This is a genomic window from Bacillus sp. SIMBA_005 (genome assembly GCF_046535585.1).
Taxonomy (GTDB): Bacteria; Bacillota; Bacilli; order Bacillales; family Bacillaceae; genus Bacillus; species Bacillus pumilus.
In genome coordinates this window covers 235,414-254,769 of sequence record NZ_JAWRWI010000003.1, presented here as the reverse complement: position 1 = coordinate 254,769, position 19,356 = coordinate 235,414, and the positions used below count along the sequence as shown (strand labels likewise).

12 protein-coding genes are annotated in these 19,356 nt (G+C 44.0%); 8 read left to right on the top strand and 4 right to left on the bottom strand.

Annotated features, from left to right (window positions below):
* Positions 1 to 201: 201 nt before the first annotated feature.
* Entirely contained in the window at positions 202 to 1,695 is a 1,494-nt protein-coding gene (locus SB660_RS06285; protein WP_061406742.1) for a peptide MFS transporter, read from the top strand.
* A 45-nt stretch (positions 1,696 to 1,740) separates the two neighbouring features.
* On the opposite strand, the gene SB660_RS06280 is transcribed toward SB660_RS06285, so the two are convergent.
* Positions 1,741 to 3,174 (bottom strand): amino acid permease, encoded by a 1,434-nt coding sequence (locus tag SB660_RS06280; RefSeq protein WP_180309590.1) that lies wholly within the window; start codon positions 3,172 to 3,174, stop codon positions 1,741 to 1,743.
* A 325-nt stretch (positions 3,175 to 3,499) separates the two neighbouring features.
* Between SB660_RS06280 and tcyA the strand changes: the two genes are divergently transcribed.
* The 6 genes from tcyA to SB660_RS06250 all read left to right on the top strand — a co-directional run bounded on the left by tcyA (position 3,500) and on the right by SB660_RS06250 (position 7,991).
* Positions 3,500 to 4,315, top strand: a complete 816-nt coding sequence (gene tcyA, locus SB660_RS06275) for a cystine ABC transporter substrate-binding lipoprotein TcyA (RefSeq protein WP_061406740.1) — start codon at positions 3,500 to 3,502, stop codon at positions 4,313 to 4,315.
* A complete protein-coding gene (locus SB660_RS06270) occupies positions 4,302 to 4,994 on the top strand; it encodes an amino acid ABC transporter permease (RefSeq protein WP_017366604.1) in 693 nt (230 codons plus the stop codon). Before tcyA ends, SB660_RS06270 begins: the two co-directional genes overlap by 14 nt.
* Positions 4,995 to 5,006: 12 nt before the next feature.
* Positions 5,007 to 5,750 carry an amino acid ABC transporter ATP-binding protein gene (locus tag SB660_RS06265; protein ID WP_012008904.1) on the top strand — a complete coding sequence of 248 codons (744 nt, stop codon included), beginning with the start codon at positions 5,007 to 5,009 and terminating at the stop codon, positions 5,748 to 5,750.
* Positions 5,751 to 5,894: 144 nt separating this feature from the next.
* Complete coding sequence (locus tag SB660_RS06260; RefSeq protein WP_044140485.1) at positions 5,895 to 6,539, top strand: YczE/YyaS/YitT family protein; 645 nt, start codon at positions 5,895 to 5,897, stop codon at positions 6,537 to 6,539.
* An 83-nt stretch (positions 6,540 to 6,622) separates the two neighbouring features.
* Positions 6,623 to 7,213, top strand: a complete 591-nt coding sequence (locus SB660_RS06255) for a hypothetical protein (RefSeq protein WP_410581806.1) — start codon at positions 6,623 to 6,625, stop codon at positions 7,211 to 7,213.
* Positions 7,214 to 7,298: 85 nt separating this feature from the next.
* Positions 7,299 to 7,991 carry a 4'-phosphopantetheinyl transferase family protein gene (locus tag SB660_RS06250; protein ID WP_410581804.1) on the top strand — a complete coding sequence of 231 codons (693 nt, stop codon included), beginning with the start codon at positions 7,299 to 7,301 and terminating at the stop codon, positions 7,989 to 7,991.
* Here the strand turns inward: SB660_RS06250 and SB660_RS06245 are convergent.
* On the bottom strand, positions 7,988 to 9,325 hold the full coding sequence (locus tag SB660_RS06245) for an aminotransferase-like domain-containing protein (RefSeq protein WP_410581802.1): 1,338 nt from the start codon (positions 9,323 to 9,325) through the stop codon (positions 7,988 to 7,990). The two genes, SB660_RS06250 and SB660_RS06245, sit on opposite strands and share 4 nt — an antisense overlap.
* A 132-nt stretch (positions 9,326 to 9,457) precedes the next feature.
* Between SB660_RS06245 and SB660_RS06240 the strand changes: the two genes are divergently transcribed.
* Positions 9,458 to 10,372, top strand: coding sequence for a DMT family transporter (locus SB660_RS06240; protein ID WP_180309593.1), 915 nt, complete (start codon positions 9,458 to 9,460; stop codon positions 10,370 to 10,372).
* Positions 10,373 to 10,407: 35 nt separating this feature from the next.
* On the opposite strand, the gene SB660_RS06235 is transcribed toward SB660_RS06240, so the two are convergent.
* Together SB660_RS06235 and SB660_RS06230 are read right to left on the bottom strand one after the other, a co-directional pair.
* Positions 10,408 to 11,148 (bottom strand): thioesterase II family protein, encoded by a 741-nt coding sequence (locus tag SB660_RS06235; protein WP_180309594.1) that lies wholly within the window; start codon positions 11,146 to 11,148, stop codon positions 10,408 to 10,410.
* 6 nt (positions 11,149 to 11,154) lie between these two features.
* On the bottom strand, positions 11,155 to 19,350 hold the full coding sequence (locus SB660_RS06230; RefSeq protein ID WP_410581799.1) for an amino acid adenylation domain-containing protein: 8,196 nt from the start codon (positions 19,348 to 19,350) through the stop codon (positions 11,155 to 11,157).
* Positions 19,351 to 19,356: the final 6 nt, after the last annotated feature.

Genomic DNA, 19,356 nt, shown 5'->3' with positions numbered 1-19,356 from the left:
TGTACAATCCTTCAAATTTTAAATAAATTCTTTCGATATAACTTTCTGACCATTCTCACTTGAGAGAATTTTTCATATTTTTGAGACTTTATGCCTATTGAACTAACTTTTTCCTGTTTTAGAATAGTTTTATATTGACACAAGAACTATACAAGAATATCATTTTTCTCATATCTCTTTTTTTAAGAAAGGATCTATGCCATGTCTACAATTGACCACGATAAAATTGTCAAAAGCGTTCCTCAAAAAGGGTTTTTTGGACATCCTAAAGGACTTTACACACTGTTTTTCACTGAATTTTGGGAGCGTTTCTCCTATTACGGCATGCGTGCACTGCTTATTTATTATATGTACACAGAGGTGACAAAAGGCGGTCTTGGTTTTGATCAGACGACAGCCAATTCGATCATGTCTGTCTATGGTGCGCTTGTCTATATGTCAGGCATTATTGGAGGATGGCTCGCCGACCGGGTATTCGGTTCGTCTAGTACGGTCTTTTATGGCGGGGTGTTCATTATGCTTGGACATGTCATTTTGGCTTTGCCAAGCGGAGCAACAGCGCTCTTTATTAGTATGGGACTGATTATTATTGGGACAGGTCTTCTGAAGCCGAACGTTTCAAACATTGTGGGCGACCTGTATTCCAAAACAGACCCACGCAGGGATTCTGGCTTTAGTATTTTCTACATGGGGATCAACATGGGCGGTTTTATTGCCCCATTAATTGTCGGAACACTCGGTCAAAAAGTGAACTTCCACCTCGGATTCTCACTTGCTGCCGTTGGGATGCTTATTGGTCTAATTACATTTGTGATCACGAAAAAACCGAACCTTGGTCTTGCCGGTACTTATGTGACAAATCCGTTATCAGCTGCTGAACGCAAGAACTTCAAAATTTTCGGAACATTAATTGCCATTGTACTCGCTGTTTTTGTCGTCATTGGCATTCAAACAGGCGCACTCACGATTAATCTATTCACTTGGTTTGTCAGTGTTCTTGGGGTGCTCATTCCGATTGTCTATTTCATCGTCATGTATTTCAGTAAAAAGACGAGCCCAGTGGAGCAATCCAGGGTCCTCGCTTATATTCCATTGTTTCTTGCTGCCGTGATGTTCTGGGCAATTCAAGAACAAGGCTCAAACATTTTAGCCACATATGCAGATCAACGAACAAACTTGAATTTCCTTGGGATGACACTTGCCTCTTCGTGGTTCCAATCATTGAACCCCATCTTTATTGTGCTATTGTCTCCTGTATTTGCTTGGTTGTGGATCAGACTTGGAAAGAAACAGCCGTCTACCCCGATTAAGTTTTCACTTGGCCTTCTGTTTGCAGGATTATCCTTTATCATCATGATCATTCCTGCCTACATGTCTGGTCCGAATACACTTGTGAGTCCATTATGGCTCGTTCTGAGCTTCTTCCTTGTCGTGATCGGAGAGCTCTGCTTATCACCAGTTGGGCTGTCAGCAACAACAAAGCTTGCACCTGCTGCTTTCTCAGCACAAACAATGAGCCTTTGGTTCCTTTCAAATGCGATGGCACAGGCGATCAACGCGCAAGTGGTCAAACTGTTTGATAAAGTGCCAGAAACCGTTTATTTCGGTATCATTGGGTTGCTCGCCATCGTTTTATGCGGTGTAATGCTGCTCTTAACACCAGTGATTAAGAAAGCGATGAAAGGTATTCATTAAATAAAAAAAGAAGCCTCCCCATTGGGTTGGCTTCTTTTTTCTAGTTTAAAACCGTATCTCATCATCTCCATGAATTTGCAGCTTAAGCGGTTCACTTTTCGCCTGATGCTTTTTCACATAGCGGTGATAGACAACATACCCAATGATCATGAGAGGGACGCCGACATATAATCCGATGCGCTGCTCTTGATCAAAGGCAAGGCTGACCAAAACAATGGTATTCAGCGTGATCGCAACAATCGGCAGCACCGGATAGAGAGGGGTTTTAAATTTTAAGTTTTCCAGCTTTCCGCCTGCTTGAAGATATCTTCTGCGGAAAAGCATCTGTGATAAGGTAATGGTGATCCAGCCAGTCTGGGCACTCATACCGGCAATGGACACGATCCAAGCAAATACAGTTTTCTCTGCAAAGAACCCGGATAATAGCGAAATTCCTGTAAACAGGAACGTGAGCAGTAAGGCATTCATCGGAATACCACGCTGATTCACGCGTCTGAATGCTTTTCCTGCCATTCCTTCTTTCGATAAGGAATAAAGCATTCTCGTCGATGCATACAAGCCAGAGTTGGCAACAGATAATAAAGCGATGATAATGACAAAGTTCATGATGTCTGCCGCAAAAGGAATGCCCGTTCTCTCAAATACAGTAACAAACGGACTTTGCAGCACACTCGCTTCCTTCCAAGGCACCATACCTGCTAAGACGAAGATAGATAGGACGAAAAAGACGAGTGTACGCCAAACAGTCTGATGAATCGAACGGGGAACGGTTTTTTCAGGATTTTCACTTTCTCCTGCCGCAATCCCGATCAGCTCTGTTCCTTGGAATGAAAAGTTCACAGTGATCATCGTGACCACCACGGCGAGCCATCCATTTGGAAACAGCCCATCACTCACAAAATGACTGAAGTAAGGGGCAGGTTCACCGCTCGTTGTTTCAATAAAACCAAACATCGCCGCGCCGCCTACACCTATAAAGAGTAAGATCGCAATAATTTTAATGGTTGAAAAGAAAAACTCCGACTCCCCGAACGCTTTCGCCGACCGGGCATTTAATAAGAAAAGACACAGTCCAAATATGAGACACCAAATCCACACATCCACTTGCGGAAGCCAGCGCCTCATCAGCTGTCCTGCTGATAAAAATTCTAGGGCGACCGTTGCTGCCCAGCCAAGCCAATAAATCCAGCCAACCGCAAAACCCGCTGCTGGGCTGACAAATTTCGTCGCATACGTATGAAACGACCCGGACACAGGTAGTGCGACCGACAGCTCTCCAAGACACAGCATGGTTAAATACATAATCAATCCGCCCACAATATAAGAAAGAACGGCTCCAACTGGCCCTGCTTGTCCAATCGTATAGCCCGTTCCTAAGAAAAAGCCTGTCCCAATGACACCGCCAAGTGAAATCATAAATAAATGACGGGAGGTCATCGCCCTTTTCAATTGCTCAGGCTGATTTTGTCCAACATCCACAATGATGCCCTCCTTCTTCTAAGATGTTCTTTTATCAAAACATGCCTCCATGTGATTCATTCCATTTTCAAAACAACCTACTAATTATACATCTTTTATAATAAATATGCTTCCTTCTATGGTCACTGTCTCAAAGTCTTTATTTTAGTAATGTTCGCACAAATAAAAGATGAAAGGCTTTGTAGACGTGAGAGGTTTGAAAGAAATGGGCAGCGGGCATAAAGTTGGTGAGATTCGCTCAAGCTAGTTTCAAATGCTTTACTTTTAGGTTGCTTCTCTGTAAGATCATATGTTGTAAATACCAACAAGAAAAGTGGGGAATAAAATGAAAAAAATGTTCTTTGCCATTATGTTAGGCGTTTGTGTTGCATTGATCACTGCATGTGGATCTGGTGCAAGCGACAACGCGAATAAACAAACTGGGTCTAAGGAATCAGGCGACCTTTGGAAATCCATTCAGGATAAAGGTGTTCTGACGATCGGAACAGAGGGTACTTATGCTCCTTTCACATTCCATGACAAAAAGACAGATAAATTAACTGGCTACGATGTAGAAGTCATCACAGAAGTAGCAAAACGCCTTGACTTAAAACCTGAATTCAAAGAAACACAATGGGACAGCATGTTTGCTGGACTGAATTCAAAACGTTTTGACGTTGTAGCGAACCAAGTTGGTAAAACTGGACGTGAAAATCAATACGAGTTCTCTGATAAATACACAACGTCTCAAGCCATTGTTGTGACAAAATCAGATAACAACGACATCAAGAAACTATCTGATGTAAAAGGCAAAAAAGCAGCACAATCATTAACAAGTAACTACAATAAACTAGCAACAGATGCTGGTGCTAAAATTGAAGGCGTTGAAGGTCTTGCACAATCGATTCAATTGATTCAGCAAGGACGTGCTGATCTGACATTCAATGACAAGCTGGCTGTATTGAATTACTTGAAAACAAGCGGGAACAAAAACCTAAAAGTTGCATTTGAAACGGGAGATCCTCAAGAAACTTACTTTGCATTCAGAAAAGGCAGCGGCGAAGTCGTTGACAAAGTGAATGGCGCATTAAAAGAAATGAAAAAAGACGGTACACTTGCTAAGATTTCTAAGAAATGGTTTGGTGAAGATGTTACAAAGTAATACCCTGGGAGTCGTCATTCCTTGGGATCTTCTTCAGCAATCTTTTTGGCCAATGGTGATGCAGGGGATTTATTATACAATCCCCCTCGCCATCATTGCCTTTATTATTGGTCTTTTTATCGCGCTTGTGACAGCTCTTGCTAGAATGTCTAAAATCAAAGCCCTCAGATGGATTTTTTCCATCTATGTGTCGGCCGTTCGTGGAACGCCGCTTTTTGTGCAATTGTTTATTATTTTCTATTTCTTTCCGACATTTAATATCACACTAGATCCATATCCAAGTGCCATTATTGCTTTTTCATTAAACGTAGGTGCGTATGCATCGGAAATTATCCGTGCATCCGTCCTGTCTGTTCCTAAAGGACAATGGGAGGCTGGTTATTCAATTGGGATGACGCATCGTAAAACGCTCGTACGTGTAATTTTACCGCAAGCTGTGCGTGTATCGATTCCGCCACTATCTAATTCATTCATTAGTTTGGTGAAGGATACATCCCTTGCCTCCCAAATTCTCGTGGCAGAGATGTTCCGTAAATCACAGGAAATTGCTGCGGCGAACTTGGATCAGATCTTGTTCATTTATATGGAAGCAGCCCTGATCTATTGGGTATTCTGCTTCATTCTATCGCTCGTTCAGCATCAAATTGAAAAACGACTTGATCGATATGTCGCAAGGTAAGGAGGGAACGACATGCTAACAGTCAAAGGCTTAAACAAATCCTTTGGTGAAAATGAAATTTTAAAGTCGATTGATTTTACGATCAACAAAGGGCAGGTTGTGGCGATTCTTGGTCCATCAGGTTCAGGAAAAACAACGATGCTTCGCTGTTTAAATGCGCTTGAAATTCCAAATGCCGGCTCCTTTACCTTCGATGATTTCTCGATTGATTTTTCTAAAAAAAATAAACAAGCTGATCTGCTGAAGCTTCGCCGGAAATCAGGAATGGTGTTTCAGGATTATCACCTGTTTCCGCATCGTACTGTTCTTGAGAATGTGATGGAAGGTCCAGTCCAAGTTCAGCGCCGGCCAAAAGAAGAGGTGCGAAAAGAAGCCATTCAGCTCCTGCAAAAGGTAGGACTTGAGGATAAAAAAGATTTGTATCCCTTCCAGCTGTCAGGCGGTCAAAAGCAGCGTGTCGGTATTGCCCGTGCACTTGCTATTCAGCCAGAGCTCATGCTTTTTGATGAACCAACCTCAGCACTTGACCCTGAGCTTGTCGGGGAAGTCTTAAAGGTCATGAAGGATCTAGCGAAGGAAGGCTGGACCATGGCGGTCGTCACACATGAAATCAAGTTTGCACAAGAAGTGGCAGACGAAGTAATTTTTATTGATGGCGGCGTCATCGTCGAACAAGGTCCTCCAGAAGAAATCTTCAAACGACCAAAGGAAGAACGAACAAAACAATTCTTAAACCGGATTTTGAATCCAGTATGATGAAAAAAGGCTGTTCTCACGTGATGAGGACAGCCTTTTTTCATCTTTTTAAAAGTAAGCGATTACAATTAAGCAAAGTCATTTAAAGGGGTGTGATAGTATGTTACGATTGAATTCGATTGTTTAAGAAAGAAGGGAAAGCTTTTGAAGCGGGAACATCTTTTACGTTGGTTTTTTTATTTTGTTGGATTGATCGTACTAGCTTTTGGACTATCGCTGACAGTGAAAGGAAAGATTCTTGGGATTGGTCCTTGGGACGCTTTCCACTACGGACTGTTTCAGCATTTTGGACTGACAATTGGACAGTGGTCCATCATTATTGGTGCACTCATTGTGACACTGACTTCTGTTTTTACGAAATCATTTCCAAAGATCGGCGCATTACTGAACATGGTGCTGATTGGTATGTTTATAGATTTCTTTAATGCGGTATTGCCTGCACCACACGGGTATTTACCCGCTTTATATGTGTTTATTACGGGCGTTGTGGTTTCAGGTTATGGTGTTGGCATTTATGTCTCAGCGAATCTTGGAGCCGGACCAAGGGATTCATTAATGCTGCTCATCTCAGCGAAAACAGGATTGAACGTGCAGTGGGTGCGAAATGGCATTGAGTTAACCGTGCTTTTATTTGCATGGATGCTCGGCGGACCAATTGGCGTTGGCACGATTCTGACGGCTATTTTCACAGGTCTCGTCCTTCGATTCTCCTTGCCGCAATCGACACGGCTTCTGCAGCTGCTTATTACAAAAACAGCAGAGAAACCTGTTCAGACACTTATCCGATAAGAACAAGCCATTCTACAAAAAGAATGGCTTTTCTTGTGTTAAAATAAATAAACAGAATATTCTATTATTGGAGTTGAGACCTCATGCAACTTTTCCACTATCATTACTGGACACCATTTGTTGAAGAGACTGAGCAGTCGTATCGCTTGTTAGGCTTTGAAGTAAAGGCGCGTTTCACAAAGGATGGCTCCTTTCATCCGCCGCTCACATGGGATGATTTTAGAGAAGAGCAGCCGACCTTCCGAATCGTCGAAATGAGAAAGGGACAAATCAATATCACTGTCGGTTATAGTAAAAAAGTCCTTTTTGATCATATTGGCTTTCTTGTCTCAGACGAAGAATATGAGAAGCTGCTTTCACAGGCAAAAGAGCTCAACTGGCCGGTTCAAGAAGGAGAACGAAGAACGTTTCTTTCAACACCTCTTCGTTTAAGACTTGAATTACAGCGGCGTACAGATGTCATTGAGACTGGGAACGCTATGCTTCAAGCCATGACAATTGCTGTTCCTGATTTGTCACAGACACTTAAAGTGGATCAGCTGCTTTTTTCTTTGAATCAGCCCATTCACTGGCAAAAAGGAGAACGCCTCTCCTTACTTAACGTGATCATGACTGATTGCGATGGATTAGATGCGAAAGATCCGAATGGGGTTCATATCCTGAAACAGACGTAGAAGGACTTACTATTTGTGAAGAGGATTTCCCTTTTGTACGGTGCTCTCCAATGGTACAATCAATGTAAAAAATTAGAGGTTTGTTATGAAGATATTTGCTATTCAATTACAGCACTTAGATGAAATCAATGAACGACAACAAATAGAGCGTCTGAAACCCTTTGTTTCACCTGAAAAGCGAGCTGCGGCTGAGCGCTTTCGTTTTTTAATCGACGCAAGAAGGACCTTGTTAGGTGAGGTGCTGGTTCGTCAGGTGATCCATGATATGTACGATCTGCCTTTTGATCAGATCGATTTTGAAACAGAGGGCAATGGCAAGCCTGTCGTGCGGCACATTCCTTCTTTTCATTTTAATCTTTCTCACTCCGGTGATTGGGTCGTATGCGCAATAGACGATGCACCCGTAGGTATTGATATTGAGGAGATCAAACCGATTGATCTAGCGATTGCTAAACGATTTTTTTCAGCAGATGAGTATGAGGATTTACTTTCACAACCGGCAGAACGGCAGGAAGCCTACTTCTTTCATTTATGGTCAATGAAGGAGGCCTTTATCAAGCTGACTGGAAAGGGATTATCCTATGGTCTTTCTTCCTTTACAGCCCGCTTGTCAGAGGATGGACAGGCGACGCTTGCATTACCTGATCATGAAGCGCCCTGCTTTGTTCAAACATACTCACTTGATCCTGCCTACCAAATGGCGGTGTGTACAAGAAAGCCTTCTGCGGCTGAACGAGTTGAGATCCTCTCTTGCCGTGATGTGCTGTCTCGTCTTTAATATCGCCCAATTTGCTGAAATGCTGTCTTTATCAAATCGACTCCACGTGTGATTTGCTCTTCTTTCACATGCCAAATGTTCAACTGAAGAATGGGGTCTTTTTGATAGGTCGATAGATAATGGCGGTCGATTGACTGAATGGAAACAGATGCCTTTTTCAGCTGCTGAATGAGCTGGTTCATCGGAATTGACCGATCGAGACGTACATGTGTATGAGTAGCTGGCTCCTCTTCTCCTAGTTGATAAGCGATTTGATCGCTTTTCAGGCATGTCACTAGCTGTTTGGATCGGTTGCGATAGGTTGTCTGCATTCTGTCTCGATGCCGTTCAAACATCCCGCTTTTTAAGTATATTTCTAAGGCTGCCTGTGACAGCATGGAGCTGTCGATGTCAATGAGCCGTTTGTGTTCGCTAAAAGGTCTAATCAGCTCCTCGGGTAAGACGACCGCACCTGTTCGAAGTCCTGGAAAAATGATTTTGGAGAAGCTTTTTAAATAAATGACCTTCCCCGCCTGATCGTATGAATAGATTGGGTCTCTTTTTGCATCGAATTCTAAATCGGCTATATAATCATCTTCAACGATATAGACATCATATTTTTCGGCAAGAGCTGCAATCGTTCTTTTCTCTTGTTTTGACAAGCTCGTTCCAAGCGGGTTTTGAAACCTTGGCATCGTATAGAAAAAACGAATCTCCTCTTCTCGAAAGATGCGCTCCAATTCTTGAAGATCAATTCCCTTTTCCGTCCGCTGAATCCCCCGCACAGGCAGTTGATTTTTTTCTAAATATTGAAGGTATAGGTGATAGCCTGGCTGTTCGACTAGTATGGTCTGTTTGCCATTCGGAAAAGGGATGGTGCTTAAAATGGATAACGCCAGCTGAATACCAGAAGTCATGACGATTTGTTCTGGATTTGCAAACACTTGATAATCCATTAATCGCTTAGAAATGACTGGCAGCAGCGATGGTAATCCGTTGGTTGTGCCGTAAATAAACAAGTCATTTTGATACAGATCGATGGCTTGGTTGATGCAGTGCTGGAAATCAACATATGGAAACACGACGGGATCAGGTGCAGATGAAGCAAAATCAATCCATGTGCTATCCTCTTTCCCAGCTGACTGCTTTGTTTTCACGACATAATAGCCGCTTCTCTCTACAGAATACAGCAGATGTTCACGTTCTAATGTGTCTAGTGCTTTGATGACAGTGCTTTTACTCACTGCATATTGAGCCGCCAAATGGCGAATAGAAGGGATCTTCATGCCTGCATGGTATTCACCAGACGTCATCTTCTCTTTTAAGCTGAGAACAAGCTGATCATATTTCCTCACACCGCTTCCCCCTTGTACCGGTACAGTTATCATGTTCTCTTATTGTACACCTTAGATGATCCGATTACGATAGAAGAACAGAACCGGTCAATTCATCTGAAGCATGCATGCTCGTATAAGGAGTCAAATCTTGTGGACATTTCAAAACAGAAGGCGTATGCTGCCGCGATAGGCTACGCGACGATCATTGGTTTTTCATTTTTGTTTGTCAAAATTGCATTAGAATCAGCAAACCCGATTGATTTATTGGCACATCGCTTTACCATTTCTTTTGCAGCCGCACTATTGCTGTTTCCATTTTTACGAAAGAAGATCCGCCTCTCCATTCAATGGCGTGATCTTCTCTACATCGTACCGTTTTCCTTGCTTTACCCTGTGTTGTTTTTTGCTTTTCAAGTATGGGGGCTGATGTATACCTCATCGTCAGAGGCTGGTATTATTCAGGCAACGATTCCTATTTTGACAATGGTGCTGGCCGCGTGGTTTTTAAAAGAACGCGCGACATGGATCCAAGTGCTGTTTACCATTCTTTCGGTGTGCGGAGTGATGCTTCTCTTCGTTATGAAGGGAATTGATGTAAAACATACACACATGGCCGGCTATGTGCTGATATTGCTTTCAGCCTTATCTTCCAGTGCATACAGTGTATTTGCCCGGGTGATTACACGGCGCTTCCATGTGATTGAACTCACTTTCGTGATGACATTCTTTGGATTTGTCTTCTTCAATGCCGCTGCGCTCATCCGGCATTCAGTTAACGGAACAACGCTGCAATTTTTCAGCCCATTTACACAACCATCCTTTGTATGGTCAATGCTCTTTTTAGGCATTCTTTCTTCACTTCTCACGGCATATTTATCAAACTATGCCCTTTCTCAGCTTGAAGCGGCAAAGGTCAGCATCTTTAACAATTTATCTGCGTTTATTACAGTCGCCGCTGGGGTCCTCATTTTACATGAAACAATCGATTGGTATCATCTCATCGGAGGTGTGCTGGTCATTGGCGGAGTGATTGGCGGGAATGTAGTCAAGAAGCGGAATTCATAAGAAAAAGCGGTCCCTTTAAGGAGGACCGCTTTCTTTTAATGTTTCATTAATTGTGGTTTGTTTGCAAGGTCGATCACATGTCTCATCTGTTCTGCAAAGGACTTGAGGTGTGTGTTGATATACATGTGCCCTCCTTCGAAATTGGTGCGTTCGATGGTTTTTGCCCATGGCAGCCAGCCGTTTGCATCTTGCATGCATTTTTCATCTTGTGTTCCATTGAATAAATAAACAGGTGTTTCGATGATGGATTGATCTTTGTGCTGGAAGGTTTCCAGCGCCTGATAGTCTGCACGTAAGGATGGCGTAAAGTAATCCATCATTGGTTTGTTCTCTAATAATTCCTTTGGTATCCCGCCCATTTCGGCAATATGCTGAACAAATGCTTCATTCGATAAATGGGTCAAGATCTGTCGTTTTGTTTGCGGCGGCTGAATGGCCGAGATCACGACTGCTGCAGGATCAATTCCTTCCTTTTCTAACAGCTGCGTCAGTCTATACACGACAAGTCCTCCCATGGAATGTCCGAACAGGATAAATGGACGGTTCAGGTTGCCCGAAAGCCCTTCTTTGTACATATTAGCCAATCGGTCAATGCTCGTTTCGAGCGGCATGAGATTGGTTCCATGACCTGGTGGTTCTGCTGCTATTACTTCAGCGGTGTCTTTTAGCTGTTCAAAAAGCGGGCGGTACGAAGCGGAATAACCACCTGCAAAAGGAAAACAAATAAGCTGAATAAGGTCTGATTTTTTTTCAAAGGTTTTAAATAAATGATTCATACGTTCTTACCCCTTTATCATCGTTTGAAGAATTCGTGCCAGTTCATCCGCCTGCGGCCTTTTCATCATGGTGACATGGTCTCCTTTGATGTGATAATACGAGCACGATCCTTTCGTATAAGCCTCCCAATCTGAGAACTTCTTCTGGAAATCAATGGCGTGATCACTGCTTTGTACAATATAAAATGGCACATCGAATGGTTCTTTTTCTAATTCAATGGCTTGTGACATGATCGTATTATGCGTTTGCATTTGCAAATATTTATCTAAATACTGATCATTCATAAATTGATGAACCACTTCATCCTTTTCTGCCTCTTTGAGTATTCTTTGCTTCACTTCTTGGAAGCTCAGCCCTTGTAATGCTTCTGGCTGGATACCGACGAGATTTCCCATTCCAAGGACAAGTGCAAGCATTTTTACTTCTTCTTCGTTCATATCCGCATGGAGCGCCTGATCAGCCTCATCTCTTAACACCGGGACCGTATCTAAAATGATGAGTCCTTTCGGCGCTTTTCCTGCATGGCAGAGCCGCTGATTCATTCCGTAGGCTAGGTGCCCGCCCATTGAATGCCCTGCTAGATAGTCAACACCAGGTCGATAGAAGGTCTCAATGGCTTCAACAAATATAGACACAAGCTCTGTGTAATGAAGAAATTGCGGTTCTTCATCCTCATATAAGCCAGGAGACTGCAAGGCGTACACAGCACCTTGATGTGTCATCAGCTTAGCCACATCAATATAGCCCATCACCGTTCCACCGGCAGGCGGTGCAAAGAAAATCCTCGGCTCGGCTGGATCGCCTTTTTTCAGCTCAATCACATAGTCCTTTGGAGACCTTTCGGCGTGCTCCCCGTCCTCTGGCATTGCGTCCACATGTGCGGCTAGCTGAGCCGGTGCTGGATGCATGAAAATCCATTTTGGATCAATCCGAATCCCCTTTTCTTTTAATTTGGCTACGGCTTGGATACTCATAATTGAATCGCCGCCTAAATCAAAGAATGAGTCATGTATGCCTACTTGTTTAACACCAAGTACATCCTTGAAAGCTGTGACAATTTGTTCCTGCGTTTCAGTGACTGGTTTGTCATCTCCCTGAGAATGAGAGATCGTTTCTGTCGGCTCTGGCAGTGCTTTTTGATCAACCTTTCCGTTTGTTGTGACTGGCATTTCGTCCATGACAATAAAGTAACTTGGAATCATGTAGCCTGGCAGGCTTTCCTGTAAAAATGCTTTCCACCCTGGATCAGGATTCTCTCCGTCTGTGACAAGATAGGCCGCCAGCCGTTTTGAGCTGCCATACGTTTTGGCGATGACTGTACATTCTTTTACTTGTGGATGTTTGAGGAGAGCTGTCTCTATTTCTCCACATTCAATCCGGTAGCCTCTAATTTTCACGAGGTTGTCTTTTCGGCCGAGATATTCAATGGTGCCATCTGAACGCCATGTACCAAGATCACCTGAACGATACAGCCTGTCTCCCCCTAGTTCAGGGAATGGATTGTCTATAAACCGTTCCTGCGTCCGCTCTGGATCATGAAGGTAGCCTTTTGCCAGCCCTGTGCCGCCGATGTAAATTTCTCCTTTGACGCCTGCTGGCACTGGATTGAGCGCATCATCTAGTATGACGACAGTTGAATTCGATACTGGGACACCAATTGGAACTGACCTTGCTTCCTCTGGCATGTGCGTGACTTGATGTGTTGTGGCTAGGGTCGTGTTTTCTGTAGGACCGTAAGCATTGATGAGTACACCCTCCATATGCTGCAGTGCCTTTCGTGCATGCTCGCTGGACATCGCTTCTCCGCCAACGAGTAATGTGCGGTAGCCTGCTACACTTTTTGGATCGTGCTCTACCAGCCGATTGAATAAAGCGGTTGGCAGACAGTTGGCTGTCACTTGATATGCTTTGATCAGCCGTGATAATTCATCCATATTCAGTGCGGCATATTTCGGAATTAGAATGAGCTGACCGCCATTCAGCAGCATGCCCCATAACTCAAATGTAAAGGCATCAAAAGCATAGTTTGAGAGCTGAAGCATCTTATCATCTGGACCTAGTTTCATATAATTTGTTTCTCTCACCAGACGGACAACTCCTGCATGAGGGAGCATGACGCCTTTTGGTGTACCTGTTGAACCTGATGTGTAGTTGACATAGGCTAACTGGTCTTCTCCAATGATTGATTGTTCTCCTTGATACACTGCATCTGTTTCTGGTAATGGCTTGTCCATGTCAATCTTTGTACCTGTAAAGTCTACTAGACGCTCTATTAAATGAGACTGAGTGATGATCACATCACTTTGCGTATCGCGAACAATGAGTCGGATTCGCGCATCTGGATATTCTGGTGACATCGGAACATATGCAGCACCAGATTTGACGATGCCTAGCACTGAGACAATCATGTCAAAGGAACGATCAAAAAGCATCGGTACAAGTGAACCCGGTCCAACTCCTTTTGACTGCAAGTAAGCAGCAAGCTGTGTGGCCTTCTCATCCAGCTCTTGATACGTCATGTGCTCTTCCAAATAAGACAAGGCAATGCGGTGCGGATCACGCTGCACCTGTTCTTCAAACAGCTCTTGAATGGTCCGTTTTGGATATGGCGTAGCCGTTTGGTTTTTCCCAATAATCATCGCAGCCTGTTCCGCTTTATCCATTAAGCAATAATCAGAAAATGTACGTTCAGGCTGAGCCGTCATACTATCTAGCAGATGAAGATAATAATTCATATACCGATGAATGGTCTCTTGATCAAATAAATCTGTATTGTATTCAACATGGATGGACAGCTGATCTCCGTGTTCAAATACATGCAAGGTGAGATCAAATTTAGACACTGTATGATGGACCATCACATGTTCACTTGTCAGCCCTTTGAGATTGACATGGAGAGAATCTGTTACATACCCCATGGCCACTTGGAAAATAGGTGATCGACTTAAATCTCTATCTAACGAAAGATCATCGACAAGCTTATCAAATGGATAACGCTGATGCTCAAATGCTTTTAATGTCATCTCTTTCACGTTTTCTATGACATCAGCAAACGTAGCTGATGTGGAGATATCCTGTCTCAGTGCGAGTGTATTCACAAACATTCCAACAAGTTTCTCTGATTGCTTGGCATCCCGCCCTGCGATCGGTGAGCCAATGATGATATCTGTCTGTCCAGACAGCTTGTGAAGCAGGACGTAGTACGCCGACAGCATCGTCATAAACAGCGTTGTGCCCTGCTGCTTGGACAAAGCCTGCAAACGACGGATAAGCGTATCTTCCAAAACGATTTGCTCTGTAGCGCCGTTAAATGTTTGAACTGGCGGACGAGGACGATCAAACGGCAGCTCTAACACTGGAAGATCACCTTGTAAATGATCGAGCCAATAGGCTTGGTCTGCTTGATGATGCGTTACTTGCTCATTTTCCCAATGGACATAATCTGTCCATTCGATTTCCAGCGCTGGGAGCTGCGGCGATTCATCTGCAAGAAGCCCATCATATGCCGCTTCTAATTCCTGAATGAGCAGGCTGAGCGACCATGCATCTGAAATGATATGGTGCTGCGCGCAAAGAAGATAAAATTCTTCATTGCCCATATCTACAATCGTCCACTGCGCAAGAGGCCCTCTTTCTAAATCATAAATGCGATTCGCTTCTTGCTGAATAAGCTGCTTGAGTCTTCTCGTTCTTGTTTTTTCATTAAATAATGAGAAGTTCGCAACTGTGACGGATGGCGGAAGGTCTTCACGTATCAGTTGAACCGGCTTGCCGCCAAGCGATTGAAAAGTTGCACGCAGTGCTTCATGACGTTTCGTTAATAGACCGATCGCTTTTGTTAACGCTTGAATGTGCAATTGTCCTGTCAGCTTCCAAGCACCTAATATATTGTAATGATGGCTCTTTTCTAATGTGGATAAGAACCAAATACGCTTCTGAGCATGTGACAGCTCATAGCTTGTTCGCTTTTCCAGCTTTGGGATATTGGCTTCCTGAACAGCCGGTGCCTCTTTGATGTCATCCACCATTTGCGCCAAATGTGCCAAATGCTTGCTTTCAAATAATATTTTTAAAGGCGCCTTGATTGAAAACTCATGATTGATCCGTGAAATGGTTTGAGTCGCCTTTAATGAATGTCCGCCAAGGTCAAAGAATTGATCCTCTTTGTATACACGATCAACGTCTAAAATGTCCTCCCATATGGCAGCAAGCAATTGCTCTGTTGTCGTTTCTGGCAATTGTTTTTCAAGAGGTTGTCCATTTTTGTGATGATTCAGCTTGAGGGCTTCATGGTCAATAGTGCCATCTAGTTTTTTTGGTATTTCTTGTACTTGCTGAATATCCCAGTCACCTTTTGTTCCACCTGCGATTTCTTCAACATGCACCTCTTTGCCAGGCTGAACTGTGTAAAAAAGCTTTTTCTCAAAAGTCGGTATTGGCGCTGGCTGAAGATACGCTGCGATTTCTGGGTTGGCTCCGTCTAGGCCGACAAATAGATGCGCTTCATTCAGCCGAGCACCTAGACAGAATGAATGGAGACCTTGCTTCTTTCCAATCAATTGAAATCCCTTTCGGACGGTAAGGGCTGCGCCGGTATGTCCCTTTGACAAACCAAGATTATCCCACATACTGAAGTTCAAAGAGATCGCCCGTCTTCCTTCTTGAAAGGTGAGCGTGTGCGCAAGCCCATCTAAAAAGCTGTTGGCCGCAGAGTAAGCCCCGAATGTTGTGCCGCCAAAAAAGCCATTCACTGATCCAAAAAAGACGAGTGGTACTGCCGGGTCATGCTTGAAGGCTTCCTGCAGGACAAACGCTCCGTCTGCTTTCCCTGACAATTCCTTCATAAAATCCTCTTCTGACGTATGCGCCAATGTATACTTATTCGTTTGCTGAAAATGCTCAGACACATTGCCCGCTCCAGCTAAATGCAGCACGCCCCTGATGGATTGCCCAAAATGTTTTTCTGCTTTGTAAATCGCCTGCTCGACGTCAGTTAAATCGGTCACATCTGCTTGTACATAGATGACATCACCGAGGTCTTTTAGCTGTGAGAACGCTTCTTTCTTTTCAATGTTGGCTTCCAGAGAAGTTCTTCCAATCAATACAAGCTTTAGGCCAAATTGAAGCATCTGCTTAGACAGTTCAAACCCAATACCGCCAAGTCCTCCAGTCAGCAAATAAAGTCCTTCATATTCTAAAAATCCTTCTGTTTGAGGTGCTTGCATCATATCGACTTTTTCCAGCTTTGGTACGAGCCTGTGCCCTTTTCGGTATGCTACCTCTGCTTTTATATGAATCGCCGACAGCTCATCAACAATGTTCTTTGCATCCTGTTCCACTTGCTCCGCTTCAATGTCTATATGGGACACCTCTGCTCCTTCCCATTCTTGCGGGATGGTTTTTAACAAACCAACGAGCGATGTTTTCTCCACATGAAGATCGTCTTCAGGGCTTACAAATTGACCACCCTTTGTCACGATAACAAGCCGGACTGTCTCTTTGTTTTCTTGCCTCCATGCTTGATACAAGTACAAAATCGATTGATTGGACCTCGCATGCACTTCTGTGAACTGCGCAGGCTCAACGATGGCTTCTTTGTCTGTCACATTCCACAGGTGGAGTATACACCCTGTCTTTAATTCATCTGCTTCAAGTGCTGCAACGAGCCTGACATAATCCCCCTTGATTCTCGGGTTCATCTGGTACATCCCTTTGGACAGACGCAAAAATTCATGTCCTTTTTTCACAGAAACATAGGGTTGATTTCTTTGTTCCAATTGGGCGTAAAGTGATTGGTAAAGCCCTTTTTCATCCTCGAAAACGAGTACATGATCAGCAGCAGGCTGATACGGACCAATTTGCTCCTTTGCCCAAGTGCGTTTGAAAAACCAATCTGGCAGTGTTTGTTCATTTTCAGAAGCAAGGTCCAGTGCCCTTTCAATGTCACGGAATACCCCTTCTTTTAGCGCCGCACCTAACTGAGCACGTTGGATCTTTCCACTTTCTGTTTTCGGAAATTGGTTCTTTTCCACTGGAATGATGTGATCAGGCTCTATGCCAATTTTACGAATGATGGCTGCTCTAATCTGCTGAATCATCGTGATTTGTTCCTCTAGCGAATCCTTTTGTGTGACAAAGAAGACGGCAAGTGTGTCGTTGCTTGATTCAGGATTGTAAATGCCGTACGCAGCGGCAAAGGTGACTTCTACCCCGTCCGCCTCTTCCACAACTGCTTCAATTTCGTAATTCAAATAGTTGGCTCCGTTGATGACGATGATGTCCTTTTCTCGACCTGTCAGAACAAGACGCCCTTCGTGAATAAACCCTAAATCTCCCGTGTGAAACCAGCCGTTTTCCGCAAATACCTCTTGATTGGCTTCCTCATTTTGATGATAGCCCATCATAATCGTCGGACTCTTCACCTGCAAGCGCCCGACCTGATCTTCTGGCAGCACATGATGATGCTCGTCTACAATCCGAATCCATACAGACGGAATCGGTGCGCCGACTTCTGTAAATGTCATTTTGTGCGGATGATCTTCTGCCACATATTGGATCTCACCTGTTAACGAAGTCTGATCAATCGTCAGCTGTCCATCCTGATCATCATGCCGCATGAATTTCTTTGATTGAACAATGGCTGAAGATGTTTCAGACATGCCATACGCCGGCACCATCGCATGGCGGCTTAATCCGTGCTGACCCATCATATGCATGAAGCGCTGCGTCACTTTTGGTACAACTGCTTCAGCTGCATTCATGATATAAGTCAGTGTAGAGAGATCCCATCTCCCCTTGCGGATGTCGTCCTCATATTCATTCATCATCGCAAAAGCAAAATTCGGTGCCCATGTCCTTGTGACGCCGTATGTTTCTACCCAATCTAGCCACACCATCGGCCGTTCGATAAATTGATCAATGGATGGACTAATCTGCTGGCAGCCAAAGTAGACGTCATGCACATGAAACATGACAATGCCTCCTACATGATCAAGCGGCATCCAGTTAAGCGACACATCCTCATGCGTAAAGCCATTTGTCTGCTCAAAGGAGATGATTCTAGATAAAATACTTTGATGGTTGTGACGGATACACTTTGGCACACCCGTACTTCCTGAAGAGAGCAACTGAAGCACAGGCTCATCTGGCTCTGGCTCATAATGCTGTTCATCCGGCTCACACGAGAGCAATGTTTCGATTGTTAAAATAGGCATGTCTTTTGCTTCAAATGCCTCACGCAGCCCAGCAATGTCCTCAGCACTTGCTTCATTCGTAATAATGAACGGTTCATTTTGAAGCTGAAACACACCTTTCAGCTTGTTCACAGCTTGATTCGTTTCATCATAAACAGGCGGTACAGAGACTGGGGTCGGAATGATGCCACCGAGAATACAGCCCCAAAACACAGTGATGAAATCTTGATGATCTTTCAATTGAAGTAACACTTGATCACCGTTTGTCAGCCCTGCTTTCCTTAAACCAGACAGAATCCGTTCTGCATTTGTGAGTAACTCAGGATAGGTTTGGGTCAACGTGCGCCCGCCTTCTTTGATATAGGTTACCCCGCGTTCAGGTGACATAAAGGCTGATCGAATCAACACCTCTGTCAGTGTGACAGGTGTGCCTGGTTTTTTGATGACATCCCCGCCATACACTAGTGCGGGCGGCTTTTCATGGGCAGATGCTTGCACTATTTCGCCCTCTTCACCCTTCGAGATCGATACGTTCCCTTGCGCACGCTGCCGATTAGGAAATAGATCATCTAGGTGATAAGGCGTTTGTTTTTCTGTCTGGCTTTCAATAAGAGCGGCCGCTTCATCCACTCCATCTATGGCTTTCGTACGTTCTTCTATCTTTCTCAAACTCTCTTCATCCATGATGTCGATCGAAAGCAGTGCTTCTGTATCGACTGCTCCACTTTCTGCCCTTGGCAAGGAAGGCAATAAGACGAGAGCGGCTGGCACTTCATCAGGGTGAAGCACGCCTGTCATCAGATCCTCTCTTGTCAGCGAAGGGTCCTTCGCCTGTGCAAATAACACAAGCGAGAGGCTGCCTTCTTCATTTTTCTTCGGGATGAATGCACATTCCTTTAGCGGAAAATGAAGCATCATGACCTGTTCTAATGCTTTGAGATCGATTCGTTTTCCGTTGATTCTGACGATATGATTTGCTGCATGGCCTTTTCTTCTACTTATTAACATCGTTCT

Bases quoted from the DNA above. Each gene is read 5' to 3' on its own strand.
- SB660_RS06250 (WP_410581804.1), top strand. From the start codon at position 7,299: ATGAAGATATTTGCTATTCAATTACAGCACTTAGATGAAATCAATGAA.
- SB660_RS06265 (WP_012008904.1), top strand. From the start codon at position 5,007: ATGCTAACAGTCAAAGGCTTAAACAAATCCTTTGGTGAAAATGAAATT.
- SB660_RS06235 (WP_180309594.1), bottom strand. From the start codon at position 11,148: ATGAATCATTTATTTAAAACCTTTGAAAAAAAATCAGACCTTATTCAG.
- SB660_RS06230 (WP_410581799.1), bottom strand. From the start codon at position 19,350: ATGTTAATAAGTAGAAGAAAAGGCCATGCAGCAAATCATATCGTCAGA.
- SB660_RS06285 (WP_061406742.1), top strand. From the start codon at position 202: ATGTCTACAATTGACCACGATAAAATTGTCAAAAGCGTTCCTCAAAAA.
- SB660_RS06270 (WP_017366604.1), top strand. From the start codon at position 4,302: ATGTTACAAAGTAATACCCTGGGAGTCGTCATTCCTTGGGATCTTCTT.
- tcyA (WP_061406740.1), top strand. From the start codon at position 3,500: ATGAAAAAAATGTTCTTTGCCATTATGTTAGGCGTTTGTGTTGCATTG.
- SB660_RS06255 (WP_410581806.1), top strand. From the start codon at position 6,623: ATGCAACTTTTCCACTATCATTACTGGACACCATTTGTTGAAGAGACT.